This is a genomic window from Vicinamibacterales bacterium (genome assembly GCA_036012125.1).
Classification (GTDB): domain Bacteria; phylum Acidobacteriota; class Vicinamibacteria; order Vicinamibacterales; family UBA823; genus UBA11600.
The window spans coordinates 1-16274 of the sequence record DASCOS010000028.1 but is presented as its reverse complement, the minus strand read 5'-3'; the positions used below and the strand labels follow the sequence as shown (position 1 = coordinate 16274).

Here is a 16274-nt window from a genome sequence, read left to right as displayed (position 1 = left end):
AAACCTACCGGCCCTAGTCTTGGCGGAGCGTCGTAGATCAAATCCACCCTCTCCACCAGTAGACGACAATCGCAACATACTCGTGGACAATGCCTTTGATTTGCTCGAAGCTGGCCCCACGGCCATGAGTGTAGAACTGACTTGTCGGCACCGGCGTCGCGGTCACAGCTATTTCTGGTGCCACCCTGCTCCATGTAAGTAGTGCACGACGCATATGGTAGGGTGAGCTAATAAGCAGCACGCTTTGCCATTGTTCACGTTTGAGAATTGCATCCACGAAGGATACATTCTCGAAAGTATTCGAAGCTCGGGTCTCCAGATGGATTACCGATTCGGGTAGTCCGTTGGCAACGGCGAGGTCCTTCATGATCTCAGCCTCTCTGAAGGCGAACTGATAACCCGAAGAAAAGATCACCCGCGCCGCCCTCCCCGCTTTATAAAGGGCGATCGCCTCCTTAACCCGCTCCTGATAGCCTCCACCGGCCTGACCAGATTCTCCCACCCCGCCAGCAAAAACTACGATCGCGTCAGCCGGCCTGGCCGGAACGGCCACTCTGAGAGGCTCGGCGACAAACCATATGAAACCCGTATGGAATAACAGTGTATAAATCGCCGCCGCTACCACGGTCACTCGCACAACGCGCCGTCTAGCAGACCGATACATCCGTCGGAGACTTTCATCCCAACGTTCTTCTGTCACTCGACGAGCCTCGACATCCTCAGCAATCACATCCGACATCTTCTCCAGACGCGACTCCCAACTGTTTTTCTTTGCAACAGCGATTCGCCTGGTGACCGCATCTGGTGCCGTATCCCCTAGGGCTTCTCGGATAACCTGAGTGAACTCCTTCGCGGTCCCTGCTACGAAAACCACGCCTCCATGGGCAGCATTAAATCGACGAATCTCGGGTAGGTCAGTCGCAACCACCGGGATGCCCATCGAGAGATATTCGTTTAGTTTCGTTGGGTACACGTTATCGGTGTAGTCACTTCGGAGATAGGGCACAATGCCGACATCAAAACTCGCAATATATCTTGGGATGTCTTCGTGCGCTTTGGCTCCAAGCAAATGCACATTCGGGCATGCCTCGAGGTCGGAAGCATCAGCCTGTACCGGACCCACTAGTGCGAAGCTGGCATAGGGCATAGCTTCTGCGAGGGACTTTAGCAGTTTGGTGTCAACCCATCGATGAATTCCACCAACATAACCAATTAGCGGACGCTGCAGATGTTTAAGAGCACTTTCGGCATTCGGTGCATGATCTCGCACCTGCGCAAATTTTTGGTAGCTGACACCGAACGGAAACAGATGCACCTGTTTCCGGAAGCTATTCGCTCGAGCAAGCAGTTTTGCCGAGGTGACAAAGACAAGGTCGGCCTCCCGAAACAACCGCTCCTCCCAACGCCAGATCCGCCTCGCACCTGAGGAGCTTGAGGCAAAGTCATCGATACAGTAGTAGATGGTGAGTAGAGGATCGACGTTACGAATGATATCTCGAGCCAATGGCGTCGGCAGGAAGGTCCAAACTAACGGGCGCCGGAAACCGGTGGCCCGCATCCATCGGTGCAGAGAACGTGTAACCAGTCGTCGATTGATCTGTCGAGAAATCCATGAGTACGGAAATGGTAGGAGAAGCGGAGAATAGATGAAAAGGTTTTCCCCTTCCCGCTGGAAACCTTTGGTACCCCGCCACCAGTTACGGAACCTTTGGCGTAGGCGCGGCAGGTCACGAATGGTAGGTGTACGGATACCGGTGTTCTCGATAAAGAGCACACGATTCCCGTTGGCTGCTAAGGTCGACATAATTTCCTGGTGACCTTGCCAGATAAACCGCCAGTCTATTGAGGAAATGCAAAGAATGTCGTGACCGGTGAGCAAGAGTAAGCTACTCCAATCGCAGGATCTGTGTGGTTACAAACGTTTAATCCACCACAACCTCATGTTACCTGAGGTGTCCTGATGGTGTCAGGGAACATACCGGGCTGATTATCCCTTACAGAATCACCACCCATAAAGGCCCGATGCCAGAGTTCAAGCATTAACAAACTCCATAGGTGGTGACCATAGTCGGCAGCACCAGACTGATGCTTCGTGATCAACTCATCGATGACTGATTGGCGAACTAGCCCTGCACTGGCCAAACGAGATGGTCGAAGATGGTCGTTGAGAAACTCACGCAGGTCGGCCTTGAACCATCGAGCCACAGGCACTGCGAAGCCGCGTTTTTTGCGCTTCAGATTTTCCGCTGGTACAAGCCCCTTTAGGGCATCCTTGAGTATAGCTTTGGACAAAAATCCTCTAATCTTCAGATTGCTTGGTAGACTGGCCACGTATTCCGCTAACTTATGGTCCAGAAACGGTGACCGCGCCTCAAGTGAGTGCATCATAGATGCAATGTCCACCTTCGCCAGTAAATCGGTCGGCAAATAGTACGCCGTGTCAACGGCCAGCATGGCGTCCACCGCATCTAGGTCCGTCACCTCTGCAAACTGGCCCTTCACAGGGTCTATGTCAGGCAACGAATCGCCGCCAAGACACGCCAGCAGCTCGGGGTCAAACACCCCCACCCAATGGCGGTAGCGCACCGACCGTTCAGCTGCGGCACCTCGCATAACGCGTGCCAACCGTGCCAAAGGCCGGCGGGCATCGGCCGCTTGACCAGCCATCCTATCAGCCACTTTCGCAAGCCATCCCCAAAGCGGCACTGGCACACGCTGCCAGGTCTCAACCCATCTACTCGCCATGTGGCGGCCGTAACCGGCGAACAGTTCGTCACCGCCATCACCGTTAAGGGCCACGGTCACATGCTCCCGAGTAAGAGCTGCAAGGTATGAAGTTGGAATTGCTGATGAATCGGCAAAGGGTTCACCGAAATGCCGCACCAATGATGGAAGCATCTCAATCGCGTCCGCTCGAACAACGAGCTCGTGGTGCTCACACCCAAACGCCTGGGCAACTCGACGAGCATGCGGAAGTTCGTCGTATCCTGGCTCGTCAAATCCGATTGAAAATGTCTTAACCGGGGTGTCAGAAAGGTTCGCCATCGTGGCCACGACCGCACTGGAATCGACACCCCCACTCAGAAAAGCACCCAAGGGCACCTCACTAACTAACCGTTTTCGCACGGCATCAGTGAAAAGCTCTCGCACGCGCTGCACCGCGTCACGTGGATCATCGGTCGTTTTCGAGTGGAAATCCAAGGACCAATATCGTTCTATACGGGTGCCCTGCCGGTCGTGAATTAGGACATGTCCAGGCGGCACCTTTCGAACATGGCGATAAATCGTGAGAGGCGCTGGGATCGCCATGTAGGCCAGGTAGGCGCCCATTGCTTCGAAATCGATCTCGCGAGGGACTTCAGGTGCTGATAAGAGGGACTGCAACTCCGATGCAAACAGGACGCGCGACCCGAGCTCTGCATACACTAAAGGTTTCTTTCCGAAGCGGTCCCGACCGAGTAGAAGGCGCTGACGTCTTACATCCCACACAGCAAATCCAAACATTCCATCAAGCACAGCGGGAAAAGCATCACCGTACTCTTCGTATGCATGGACAATAACTTCAGTATCCGAGTGAGTCGAAAAGGTATGGCCGGCCTGTTCGAGGACTTGCCGTAGCTCGGCAAAATTATAAATTTCACCATTGAACACGACCCACACAGTTCGGTTCTCGTTGGTCATTGGCTGTTGGCCCTGGGCGATGTCGATAATGCTTAATCGCCGACTCCCTAGACCCACTGAGGCGTCTCCCTGGTCGAGCGTCTTACCTCCCAGTCGAACGATACCGTTGTCATCCGGACCACGGTGCCTAATGGCTTCACACATCCGACCAAGGAGGGACTCATCAACAACGCCTCCATCAAAATCGACGATGCCAGCTATGCCGCACATGCCGGTCGCTCCATTAACGAACGATAAACGTTGAGATACTCTTGTGCTGTCTGCTCGATTGCAAAGTGTGTTTCGATTGTCTGACGCGCTTGACGACCCAGTAGGCTCAGCCGCTCTGGATAATCAACGAAGACCCGTAACGCTGTTTTCAATTCAGCCACTTCACCGGGTGATACGAGTAGTCCATTTACACCGTCCTCGATTAAATCATCGGTCACCCCGTCAAGGTGAGAGGCGATACAAGCAACACCGCTCGCCATTGCTTCCAATAACACATTCGGTAGCCCTTCTCTCTGTGACGGCAAGACAAAAATGTCGGCGGCACGATAGTACTGCTCAATGTGCGATGTGTGCTCAACAAAAACCACACGAGCTCCGAGACCTAACTCGTTCGCCCTAAGCTTGATGCTCTCGGCGATCCGTGGGTCTACTTCATAGTATTTCGAGTGCGTGGCCCCTACGAACACAAGCGGCCCGATCTCGGGGCACCCAAGGGCGAGGCTGGCCCAAGCGTCAAACAGGCGGTCTGGACATTTCTCCGCTGAAAAGAACCCCACGAACAGCACCGCATGGCCTGTGGCAGGAAGTTTCAACTGGTGTCGAAGTGTTTGGCGTTCGGCTTCATCCGACGGTCGGAATCTGACGAGGTCTACCCCGTTCGGAATTATCCGGTATCGCTTCAGCGGTAGTCCAGCGCGCTCATACAGAACTGTCATCCGTGAACTTACACCGACATGCAGTGCGGCACGCAAGTAGCACCGATACGCTAGCCCGCCACGGGCTTTCATCGACACGGGGTCATCGTGCCCTACCGACGTCATCTTAATGACAATCGGCCACCGCCTCAGTACGGCAAAGCAACTCAGCAAGATGGACTTTTGGGAAAAACCATGGAGATGAAGGATTGAGAAGCGATGACGATTTCGAAATACTGCCACAGTCAAACGAACTGCGCCAACAACCTTCGACCATCGGTTTGAAGGGTCGATGAACACACGATGCACCGGCACACCATCCTGCGTGTCAATCATTCGAGCGGTTGGGTCGGCGGTAGTCGTGAGAATGGTAAGCCGAACCGACCTATGAAGCTGCTTTACTAACTCACGACACTGCAGACCCGCACCACTGACCTCGGGAAAGTAGGCGCCCGTGACCATTAATACGCTCGGTGTTGGCTTTTCCATTTTCTCCGTGAAACAGTCTCTTGCAACCCTGACTTTATTCAACAGATGTTGCTAGCTGCCACTCGGTTACGCCATCGAGTCGTAACGGCACGGGACAATCCCGCCACGCTACCCCCGGCAAGCACAATGATCAGCGGCTCGATCGCCCATCGGTGCCGGCCCTCGACATAGTAAAAGCTCTGCAAGCCCGAGAGCCCTACGAGAAATGCGACGATAAGCAGGGCCCCATGTTGCGCGCACATACGGCGGCTCTGCCTGGCAATGCTCCATAAGCCGAATCCAGACAGAAACAGAACCAGCAGGTAGTAGCCCTGATAGCCATATAGCCACAGCCTTGGATAGAGCACACCTGTTTGTGGCGAGAACCACCAGAAATAAAATAGCTTTCGTATCGTTAGGCGCACGAACGCACCCGGGTCAGCTTCAATAAACTCCAACGCTCTCCGTCGAAACCACCTAGACTGCTCCATCTCATTGGGCAACTGACGCAACTCGGCCCTTGACTCTGCCGACATCGCGTCGATTACCAAACGACCGGAATCGATATAGGAATGCCCAGTCGCCGCCGGGTTGTTACCGCGCCAGAATACCTCGCTGTCCACTGTAACCATCGGCACAAACTGGCGATGAATCAGCGTATTCCGAATCGTCCACGGCGCAACAATGGCGACAGCGCACACCCCAACTGCAACGCAGCGTGCAAATAATTTCGGCCAATCCTGTCGCGCTGAAGTAGCAAGCAGCCACAAACAGCCAAGGGGCAAGAGGACTCCGATGGTCGCCCGCGATAGCACTCCGAGCCCTATCACGGCGCCCGTTACTGCGGCTCGTCCGAAACTGGGTTGATCGCGGAGCCGCCAAAACTGCCACAATACGAGAGTGAAGAACAACGCATCAAAAGTGAGCGGGTGTGCCTTCGTGCTGGCGTAGATAATCAGTCCCGGGTGCAGGGCCATCAGCAAGCCGGCAATAAGCCCTGCACCGCGTCGCTGGAAAAGACGCTCGGCAAGTACTTGAACCAAGACGACGTGACCGACGCTTACTAACATCTGAACAACTAGCACCGCCACTACAGTCCCGCCGGCTGAATAGATCATCGCGCACAACCACGCATAAAGGGGTGGCGCATAGGAGTGATACGTGATCCCTAGGTGACGGAAGGTGAAACCTCGTCCGTCCAACATGGCTCGTGCGAGGTTCTCATACTCATAGACTTGCGGATGATGGAATGAGTCGGTCACAAGTGCCGCGGCAAGGCGAAGACCGAAGGCAAGTAGAACTAGTCCTAGCCAGTCTGAACACCAGTGGAACGGTCGGCCTCTGTCGACCGAGGTAGTGGACATCATCTCGCTGTAACGGTCACTAATGTCTCAGCTATTCTGTTAGAGATGGAGACGCATGGCGTACTTCGTTGAACACCTTGTTCCATATGGCGAAATTAGCAACAACCCACGCCTCTCGAAAAGTGGATGGCACAAACTCTGCTCGGTGCAGGCGACCGACAAGACCTTCGACGTACCCCGAGGCGAATAAATCAGCACCCTCCGACAAGAGAATCTTCTGAATAACATATTCACGAAACTTGGAGTCCTCACATAACCACTCATCAAATGGGACTCGGAAACCTACTTTCTTTCTCAGCGACAGACCGTCACCGAAGAACTTCTCGTACAACTTCATCAAGGGGCGCTTTCTTTCATCCCCGTCCTCTCCAACAAGGTTGGCCACCTTTTCCCTTAAACCTCGTTCAACAATCCTGTAATCCAAAAACGGCGTCCTTATTTCCATAGCGTGAGCCATGGACATCTTGTCAATTCGATTAAGTAAAGAGTTCAAATGAAGACTGAACTCCACCATATGCTTAGCGTTGCCACTTTTAGTCGCGGAGCCTTTTACACAGTCCCGACGTCCACCTAATTGATCGGTGAACGTAAGGACCAAGTTCCCCAACATCTCTTGCACTACCTTTAACGGAAGAAATTGATGAAAGGCACACGCTTCCTTCAACGAGGCCAAACTCAGGTAACGCCTATGATGTTCATATCCGAGGAAGGTCTCATCTGCACCCTCTCCAGAAAGCAGCACCTTCACGTCCTGTCGTGCCACTTGGCTGAGTTTGAAGATTGGCAAAGAGTGCGGATGGTTGATGGGTTCATCATTGTGATAAGTCGCCTGCTCCCATAACTCCATAAAATCACGCACTGTGAACTCAATGGGGTGATGATTCAGCCCCAGTTGAGCCGATATCTTTTCCGCGTACTTGGATTCGTCCTGCGCATCGCCGGGAAATCCGATCGAGTACGAATTCAGTTTCTTACCAGCTTTAGTGGACACGAGGTAAGCGATAATCGAGGAATCCACTCCGCCGCTAAGTTGAAGTCCCACTGGCACATCGCTGATCAGCCGCAAACGAACAGCGTCCTCTAGGAGACATTCAGTTGATTCCATTAAATCAGGAGTCACTTGATCTCTCTCACGAGGCATTTCATACCACCGCTCAATCGACATTCGGTTCGTTACCACGTCCAGTTCCAGCCAGTGCCCAGGATTGAGTTCAGACACACCACGCACCAACGTCCTCTGCCCCGATACGCACTTGAACGATAGGTACTCGGCTAACGCCCGCTCATCAACCCCTTCTTCAATGAACGGATAAATCGCTTTTTGCTCAGAGGAAAAAATGAGGCCTCTATGATCATGAAAGAAATAAAGTGGTTTTATGCCGAACCGATCACGGACCAGTAGTAATTTCTTTTGCGTTCGGTCGTAGTATCCGAATGCAAACATCCCATTCAGACGCCTGAGGCCCTGGCGCCCCCATTTCTCCAGTAAGCGATATAACACCTCCGTATCAGACGATGTTTTGAACTGAAAATCTGTAGTTAACTCACGACGTAATTCTTCAAAGTTGAAGATCTCGCCGTTATAGGTAACTACCTGCTGCTCATTTTGAAAAAAAGGCTGATTTGCGTCCGCACTCAAATCTAGGATGCTCAACCGAGAGTGCGCGAAGACCACCCTGCCATCAGTCCAGAGACCCTCTGCATCAGGACCCCGATGCTCAACAGCACGACGCCCAGAGGACCCCGCGTGGCGACTGGCTCTGTCCCCGACGATTCCAAAAATTCCGCACATATTAGGTCAGCTTCTCTGCAACTTCATAATAACGAATATCCCAGCACTTCTTGCCTCTACCGACTCACTGTGAAAACCCAAAGCCTGATTGAGACGGATGTTGTTCCGGTTGTCTTTTCTAGTGTGAGCGTAGAGTTCAACTAGCTGTAAATGGTCGAAGGCAAATCGAATTAATGCTTGTGTGGCCAGTTTCGCAAGACCTTTTCCCCGGTAGTGCTTTTCACCGATAAACTTACCAATCTGCGGATTCGTCGACGACACACCTGTCAAATAGAACATTCCGATGGGCGTGTTCGTGGACTCATCAACCAACACAAGGTCAATTCGGTCCTGCACCTCGTAAGTAGCGAGAAACTGTTCATGAGCTTCACGACTCAGGCCATCTGTAGTTGCAAATGCACCAACAATTTCCTTGTCGTTTCGCCATTTCAAGATTAATTCAGTATGTTCCGGCCCCAGAAGATCAAACCGCAATTCCTCGCCTAAACTCACCTGATAGCCCTTTAAGCGAAGGTAGTCTCTGGTAACAGCCAAAGCTCTCGAAATCTCAGTCACTAGTCGTCACTCACGCCAACCGAGGCAGCGGCAGCACCGACAGGTGCTCGGACACCTTATCCATTGGCACTCCTTGCTGGTTCGTCTCTAGTAGCCCTTACCATCCAGCCACGGTCGTACGCCACGCCGGTTACAGACAACTTCGCCTGGCGCAATAATGCCATTGCACTTGTGCGGCTATACCGGTACTCCACCGGAGCTGAGAAACGGTCGTAGAGATCGCCTGCGAGACTGAACGGTCCTCGTGCATGTCGGAACGGAAAACTCAACGCAACAGCGCGTAAACCTGGAACTCGACTGAACACAATGTAGGGCACGGTAAACAGAAAATAAATAAGAGGCGACGCAAGCCGACAAAACCAAAATAAAAGACGTGGCGGCAGCTTCGTTGTAAGACCGCGGATGGAGTTAACGGCATGGAGCAACCAACGCCAACCAACGAACCGCTCACTGAAGTCTTCATAGACGTAAACCGCTACTTGTGCACCGCCTTTACCAACACGCGCAACCTCGGCTGTAGCTCGAAACGGTGTGGGGACGTGGTGGAGAACGCCGTAAGAGTAGATCGCATCAAACGTAGCCTCATCGAACGGCAAGCGACAGAGGTCAGCCTGAACGACGTGAGCGCCGACTAACTGCTCCACACGTGCAAAACTCGTATGACACCCACCATCACTCAGCTCCACGCCAACAACTTCCACGCCAGGGTCTCTTGCCTGATTGGCGAGGTCGATGCCCTCTCCGCACCCCGCATCCAACACAAACCCTGTCAAAGTTGGCAGGGAAAGTGCAGAAGACATCTTTTCAAAATGATACGGACGAGAAGTCACATGAGCGATCGGTCCGACACGGCCCCAGAGGTAACCAAAACTACGAGCAGTTCTTGCTTTTACAACATCATCGGCCGAGGAATCCCGTATCAAAAGCTTGGGAATACCGTGGTCGATTGGATAGCGGTTACTACAGGAAGTACACGCCAAGGTGCCACTCATCACTTCGATCTGCGTGCATTCCATGCAGCCATGATGATGTTGCCCATGGCCTGAAGAGGAACACAGCCCAGAGCACGGAACTAGTCTGGCAGCCGAATCGCGCTCTACAATGTTGATGGCGTTCGTGTCGAGCCTCAGTGGTGCTAGACACTCAGGACAACGAAAATATTGAAGGATATGCGGCTTCATTTCGATCTACTGGAGGCGCCTCCTTTGTACGCCCAGCTCATCCAAATTGATCGGTGCACTACATTTAGTAACTCTTACCTTTACTCAACATGGTAGATTCGAAATGCGGTCGAGACTATATTTGAACTGCACTAAGCGTCAATGTCAGGTGGATGCTGTGCTATTGTGCTCAGCTACCACAACCGAGGTCTCATCCGAGGTGATCTACACAAGAAACGCGGCGACCAATCAATGAAGAATCTTAAGAATGTTCACCAAGGTGAACGAGCTGGCATCGTTTTTGGAGGTCCTTCGCTATTTGAACAGGAATTCAACTTCCAGAAACTTTGGGACAAACAATTGGTCATCTTTCTTGAAGCACAGGCACTAACACCATGGTTCTTGGCGAGTGGGGTGAAGCCCGATTACTACTTAATGCAGTTCCCGGAAAAGTGCCAGGGGAACTCTCTGCACAATTTCATTTTCCGAGGCTTCCTGGCTGATATCGAGTCCCGTTGGTTGCTAAAGCGTATACATCTACCAATCCTGCAAGACATGAAAACGAATTTTGACCGCTACTTCGAATCATGGCGCCCACATCGAGGACCACACAAGAGGTTTCGATGGAAACCTGGAGCATTTCTTAAAGACTCCCCGTATGATCTCGTGCATCGCTTAGGAAAAGAAGTCAAGATCATTGCCAACAAAGAGTTGCTCGAGAGACACTTCCCAGCAGGGCTTGAGCACGATAACTTACATCTGTTTGCACAGTCACACGAACAAGAAGAGTTCAACTCAGAACGCTATTATCATCCCGATGACTCGCGCGGCCTCCTGACACTTCGGAGTATGCCTTTTATTAACTCGGCGGCGATTAACCTCTATCCCTTGTTGCACTACATGGGCTTCAAAGAAGTGTTTTTCTTCGGCATGGACATGTCGATGCTAGGGTCGTTTGAATACGCCGCTCCCTACAGCTTCAAGACAATGTGGCATTTTCGGAGATATTTTTCGAAGACAAATCGCGCCTTCAATGCGAACTACATCCGAAACAAACCTTACTATCTGAGACCACCATACGAATTCGACGATATTAAAAGGCTACCGATTCACCCTGATCTCAGTTTTACGAGGGTTCATGATCCGTTCAAGTGGTCTGCTCCATCAGTTGATGGATTTCGCACGATTTCGTTCCAAGAGTTCCTTACTCGGTAGACTGATCCGTTCCGGCCGGAGAATTGGGCAGGGGCTTCCGTCCCGGCCAGCGCAATCCCAGAAGACTCCAAGCGAACAGGCCAACGGTCCAGGGATGTAAGGAACCACATCGAATCGCCTGGCCGAGATAAAGACGCGCCGTGCGGGGATCATTGAGTGCCCGAAATAGCGAGTCGCCCCAGGATCCGTACACACGACCGCGAAAACGGTACTGTGCGGCAAAGTGTTCAAGGTCACCGGCACAGCGCTCTAATAAGGAATAAGAATCGGCACCATATTTCCTCCGCTCGTGTGCAAAGGCAAGAGCTATCCCACCGTACTGAAGCTGAAGCTGGCGGCGGTTTGCCGTGACCGAATCAGGAGTGATACGCCACTGATACAACGGCTGGGTAAGATTGTCGATGGTGAATTGCTCGGTCAGCCGTAGCCATAGGTCAAAGTCTTGCGAAGCTGAAAAGGCTTCACGGTAGCCACCCACGGCATCAAAATGTTTTTTTCGCAGCATCATCGAACCGTGGACGGGTGTCGTTCTGAGTGCACGTAGTCCATCTCTGACAGCAGCGGCCCCGTGTGCAGTTGGAAAGCGGCCCATCGGTTTGCCCTGCTTGTCAATAATGACCGTGGCCGTCCCTACTGCAGCAAGACCCTCATCCCCGTCGAGCTTACGCACTTGTTGTTCAAAACGCTCCGGCATCGATAAATCGTCACCGTCCTGCCGTGCCAGGTACTGGCCTTGGGAGACAGAAATTGCCCGGTTCAGTGAGTTGGTGAGTCCGCGCTGTCCCTGGGTAAATACATTGACGCGTGAATCCTGTGCGGCCGCCAGTTGAAGAATGTCGCCGGTGCGATCACCTGAACCATCATTAACAATGATCACCTCAAAGTTGCCAAATGTTTGACCCAATACACTAGCCAGCGATTCCTTCAGCGTATCTTCCGCATTGTGGACGGCCATGATGACGCTGACTAGTGGATGACCCATCACACAGACCGTGCTCGGCTTAGGACAAAGTGGTCAACACAGCTAGTTCCTGCTGTGCAATCCGCGTAAGTGAGAAGCGCTCTTGGGCGTATGCCAGAGCACGACACGACACGCGTTCCCGGAGCTCAGAACGCTCGAGCACCTCATGTAGAGCGGCCCTGATGTCTGACGGTGTCGTCCCGCAGAGAAAACCAGTTTCCTCGTGAATAAGCGCTTGCTGAATCCCTGGAACGCGAGTTCCAATGATCGGTAGTCCACAGGCCATCGCCTCGTAAAGTAGCCAGCACGCCCAGTGCCCATAACTCGTCTTCCAACTTTTAACTGCCGAGCCTACCGTTTCTCGGCGACCAGGTACCGTCTCTGGGTATTAGCGGTTACAACGTTCTTAAGATATCCATGAGTCAAACAGATTTCATCTGCAGCACGCACCACTCCTGGATAAACTCCAAGTGTGTAATCATCGAAAAGGATAATGTCACCAGTTTTCTGAAGGTCACGGATGGACGAGAACTCGGCCATGACGTGATCGTACGAATGCACGCTGTCAAGAAACGCGAAGTTTACCCGTGGAAAGCTCATCTTGGCCAGTTCCTGATACGTATCGCCCCTCTGAAAAATGAGGTAACGCTTGATCAGTCCAGAGTAATCTTTGAGCAAGGACTCCCTGGTCCTAGGACCGTCAGCGTCACGAACACAGTTCCAAAAAATCTTCACGTCATGAGGAAGCACGTCGAAGGTCACGACCTTACCTGTTGCGCCCATATCGTGTAGTGCCTTGGCCAAACATAAAGCAGAAAAGCCCCTTGCGGTGCCGGTATCAACAACAGTCAGGTGGTCACGACCTTGCGTTCGTACGTAACGGACGAGAGTCGAGTACAACAGACGTCCGTGCTGATAGCAGAGTTCTGACCGCTTGATAACCACCTGTGTCAGCAACGCGAGTTGGTGAAACCAGTCTGGCTCAATCGCGGCCTCGCAATCCTGTTCGTAGCGATCAACGGATGGATACGTACGACTTTTCGCCTCGTGCCACAGCCGATAATACTCAGAGGGCTGGGCAAGTGGAGTTTCACACAACGGTGCGTAACCGTACTTCCCCCGGGAACACTTTCTAAATATTGCACGCAAGAAATCCAAGCTACGTGCAAACAGGCGGCTAGTGTTCTTCATCTCTGCTTCGGTCAACATCGGCCTTTGATGACCGTTTGGTTGCCCAAGATGCGATCGTGGTACCAAGACGCTACGTGATGCACCAGCTCGTCTTCTCTCGCTGCGACCAAACCTTGATGTCTCCGTGAAGCTCCGTAAGAAATTTCATTGCCAGTTGCGTCGAGTAGGTGACCGCCTGCTTCTTGAAGAATCAAATGGGGTGCTGCCAAATCCCAGTCTCGAACCTGTCCTGGTTTAAAAAATACATCGGCCGCCCCTTCCGCTACGCGACAGATCTTGAGCCCGATACTGCCACATTCCGTATAACGTCTGAAGGACATTTCGTTGTACAAATCCTCCGCAACGCCACGAGGCGAGGGATAGTTATCGATTAAGGTCAACGAAGATGACGATTCCAGAGGGAGACGGATTCCATTGCGGTACGCTCCCCCTCCCTTCACCGCCGAAAACAATTCTTGGTAGTGCGGGGCGAACACGACGGCCAACACTGGATGCTCTCGCTCCATCAAAGCTACCTGGGTTACATAGCCAGCGAATCCTTCTGCGTAACTGGCCGTTCCATCGATGGGGTCAACTAACCAATATCGGGTTACGTCGGTGGTCGTTGCAGGCAATAGATCTTCTTCACTGACGACCGGAAGCTCTGTCTTCAGGTTTGAAAGGCCTTCACCGATCAGTTGATGTGCCCATTGATCCGCCTTGGCGTGAAACTGCGAACCTTCCCAGGTGCCCTCAGCTCCACCCGATGCTTTCCAAGACTGAAGCGAACATCCGACACTTTGAACCAGTTTGACTACAGCCTCCATGATCATCGTGTGCCCTGGATCGAGATCGTGTGGCGCGGTCACAACCAGATACCTCGTGTCATCAAATAAAGAACTCGTTACGCCACGATCTTTTCAACTGAAGATGATCGCGGAAAGGGAGCAGGCCCGCCGTTGTTGAAGTCATTGCCTTTCCTTCACCCAGATATACATCGACAAAATTGACACCGGCAGCCAAAGCCAGACACGTTGTGGTTGAAATTCGTGGATTGATTTCGAACGGCTTCGCGACACCCTCAAGGGTCTTCACTAACTGAACGTTGAAGCATCCAGCAACAGGCTGTGCTTCATGTATCTTCACGCAAGCAGCGATCACCTCTTCGTCGCAATCGGTTTCCGCACGCAACGTAATTCCCTTCTTCACAGTCACTTTCACTGGAACAATCGCACCCAGATCACTCGTTCGGTCTGCCACTACCGTGACTGTGTATTCTTGTCCTTGAAGGAAAGCTTGTACGATGAAGTCATCCGGTTGGCGGCGAGAAAGCAAGACATGTGCTTGCAATTCTTGCTCTGAGTGAACGACGGCCACATCACGCGATCCCCGGCCCCGACGCGGTTTCACGATACAAGGGAAGGCTACGTTTTGGCGCTCTCGGAGCGGTTCAGTTTCAGGCGTCGACAATCCAAAGGTTCTCAGCAAGGATTGTGAGGCCAACTTGTCTAGATGGGCCTCGATAAATTCGGTTGGCGGTAGTAAGACTTCACATTCCATGGTATTCCGAGCCTGCGAGATGGACAGGAGTTCCTCGTCAACTCCTGGAACCAGAAGGTCCACGTCAAGAGCCTGACAAAGACGATCCAATTCCTTGACGAAGGTAGGGACCGATGCCAATGGGATAGGATGCCAAGAGCGAGACGGCACAGAGTGAGGCTTAGCCTCAGGATCACCATCAGCAAAATGAACATCGTACCGGCCGGATAGGAATCGGTAGAGTGCCTCCGAACCTGCCCCACCGCCACCAGTAAACAACAGTCGTTTTCTGACTTGATTGCTCCGGCTACGAGTTGGCCGTATCGATCCCTCGGCGGTCTCAGTAATACCAGTTAGGGACTCACAGACTCGCTGTACCCCAAGGCCATCAACCATTGCACGGCAGCGATTTGACCACGCCGCATCCAGTCCCTGGAGTAACAATTGTTCCAAAGCTTGCTTAACGTTCGACTCGGTTACCTGATCCTTATGGCCAAGCCAGCGAATAAGCCCACGCCGCTGTTGCTCGTCAGCAATAGGACGTTGATGGTCTGCCACGGTAACAACAAGTGCCGGAAGACCTAGACACAGGCGTTCCCAACTGGTCGCTCCAGCGGCGCCGATCGCCAAGTCAGACTGGGCCATTAGGGGAGCCAATGTTGGTAAGTTACGATGCAAATGGACGTGCGCAAGGCTGGCTGCCTGCTCGCGAAGCTTCTTCGCATAAGGACTAGCGGTGGGAAGAACCACATCAACACCGATATCCGGTCTGTCAAGACACAAGCAGGCAGCGAGAATCCGGCCTGTTAGGTTATCGGGGTCGGTGCCGCCCACAGAAATGAGGATGCGCTGTATCGAGCCGCTCCGGGCAGGAACCCGCTCACATATTTCCCCATAAACTGGTTGTAGTAGAGCGTACTTGGGCCCGAGCAAGACGTTACACGTTTCCGGCACCTTATTGACATAGCGGGTAGATATCTGCCCCACCAGGTTCTGGTCCAGCAGTAGGTCACAGTCGTGCCTCCGGTCGGCCAGGTCATCAATGACCATGATGCGGTCGACCGATGTGCGCAAAACGGTTTCCCATTTCTCATCGACGTTGTAGTGATCGACGATAAGCCAGTCGGGCTCTAACCCTAGAGCGTCAATGGCAGCAATGGTTTGGGTCGCATCCTCCCGCCAAGAAGATACGTGGCGGTCCAGGCCAGAAGACTTGTATCTAGTGTCAGCAACTGCGTTGGGCGTGGGCAGCCGACTAACACTGAAGCCACGTTTCTCAATGAGGTTGCAAAGGTGGCCGTCGTGATCACGACAAATAAACGACACTGCCGCACCGTGCTTTCGTAAAGCACTTGCCAGTGTCAAGCAGCGCATTACATGGCCGGTTCCGACTGTGAGAGAAGCGTCGGTCCGAACAATGACCGTTGACTCAGTCATGCTCGATATTTCTCTTGAACTTGCAGG

13 protein-coding genes are annotated in these 16274 nt (G+C 52.7%); 1 reads left to right on the top strand and 12 read right to left on the bottom strand.

What is annotated here, in order from left to right; genetic code table 11:
- Positions 1-37: 37 nt before the first annotated feature.
- The 7 genes from QGH09_09425 to QGH09_09395 all read right to left on the bottom strand — a co-directional run bounded on the left by QGH09_09425 (position 38) and on the right by QGH09_09395 (position 9781).
- Positions 38-1804: an ElyC/SanA/YdcF family protein gene (locus QGH09_09425; GenBank protein ID HJO18403.1), complete on the bottom strand. Its 1767-nt coding sequence runs from the start codon at positions 1802-1804 to the stop codon at positions 38-40.
- A gap of 134 nt (positions 1805-1938) precedes the next feature.
- The gene (gene asnB / locus QGH09_09420; GenBank protein HJO18402.1) at positions 1939-3891 is read right to left on the bottom strand and encodes an asparagine synthase (glutamine-hydrolyzing); all 1953 of its coding nucleotides are present in this window, start codon (positions 3889-3891) and stop codon (positions 1939-1941) included.
- Entirely contained in the window at positions 3879-5075 is a 1197-nt protein-coding gene (locus QGH09_09415; protein ID HJO18401.1) for a glycosyltransferase family 4 protein, read from the bottom strand. Before QGH09_09415 ends, asnB (QGH09_09420) begins: the two co-directional genes overlap by 13 nt.
- A 38-nt stretch (positions 5076-5113) precedes the next feature.
- Entirely contained in the window at positions 5114-6421 is a 1308-nt protein-coding gene (locus QGH09_09410) for a glycosyltransferase family 39 protein (GenBank protein ID HJO18400.1), read from the bottom strand.
- A gap of 28 nt (positions 6422-6449) precedes the next feature.
- Positions 6450-8210: an asparagine synthase (glutamine-hydrolyzing) gene (gene asnB / locus QGH09_09405; GenBank protein HJO18399.1), complete on the bottom strand. Its 1761-nt coding sequence runs from the start codon at positions 8208-8210 to the stop codon at positions 6450-6452.
- 6 nt (positions 8211-8216) lie between these two features.
- Positions 8217-8765 carry a GNAT family N-acetyltransferase gene (locus tag QGH09_09400; GenBank protein ID HJO18398.1) on the bottom strand — a complete coding sequence of 183 codons (549 nt, stop codon included), beginning with the start codon at positions 8763-8765 and terminating at the stop codon, positions 8217-8219.
- 56 nt (positions 8766-8821) lie between these two features.
- The gene (locus QGH09_09395; GenBank protein ID HJO18397.1) at positions 8822-9781 is read right to left on the bottom strand and encodes a methyltransferase domain-containing protein; all 960 of its coding nucleotides are present in this window, start codon (positions 9779-9781) and stop codon (positions 8822-8824) included.
- A 396-nt stretch (positions 9782-10177) separates the two neighbouring features.
- Here QGH09_09395 and QGH09_09390 point away from each other — a divergent pair, with 396 nt between their 5' ends.
- Positions 10178-11140 carry a hypothetical protein gene (locus QGH09_09390; protein HJO18396.1) on the top strand — a complete coding sequence of 321 codons (963 nt, stop codon included), beginning with the start codon at positions 10178-10180 and terminating at the stop codon, positions 11138-11140.
- Here QGH09_09390 and QGH09_09385 read toward each other — a convergent pair.
- The 5 genes from QGH09_09385 to pseG form a co-directional block, all read right to left on the bottom strand.
- On the bottom strand, positions 11130-12122 hold the full coding sequence (locus QGH09_09385; protein HJO18395.1) for a glycosyltransferase family 2 protein: 993 nt from the start codon (positions 12120-12122) through the stop codon (positions 11130-11132). The two genes, QGH09_09390 and QGH09_09385, sit on opposite strands and share 11 nt — an antisense overlap.
- A 19-nt stretch (positions 12123-12141) precedes the next feature.
- A complete protein-coding gene (locus tag QGH09_09380) occupies positions 12142-12387 on the bottom strand; it encodes a glycosyltransferase (GenBank protein ID HJO18394.1) in 246 nt (81 codons plus the stop codon).
- A gap of 65 nt (positions 12388-12452) precedes the next feature.
- Positions 12453-13292 carry a class I SAM-dependent methyltransferase gene (locus QGH09_09375; GenBank protein ID HJO18393.1) on the bottom strand — a complete coding sequence of 280 codons (840 nt, stop codon included), beginning with the start codon at positions 13290-13292 and terminating at the stop codon, positions 12453-12455.
- An 11-nt stretch (positions 13293-13303) separates the two neighbouring features.
- The gene (locus QGH09_09370) at positions 13304-14140 is read right to left on the bottom strand and encodes an inositol monophosphatase family protein (GenBank protein ID HJO18392.1); all 837 of its coding nucleotides are present in this window, start codon (positions 14138-14140) and stop codon (positions 13304-13306) included.
- 19 nt (positions 14141-14159) lie between these two features.
- Positions 14160-16247, bottom strand: coding sequence for a UDP-2,4-diacetamido-2,4,6-trideoxy-beta-L-altropyranose hydrolase (gene pseG / locus QGH09_09365; protein ID HJO18391.1), 2088 nt, complete (start codon positions 16245-16247; stop codon positions 14160-14162).
- Positions 16248-16274 lie beyond the last annotated feature (27 nt).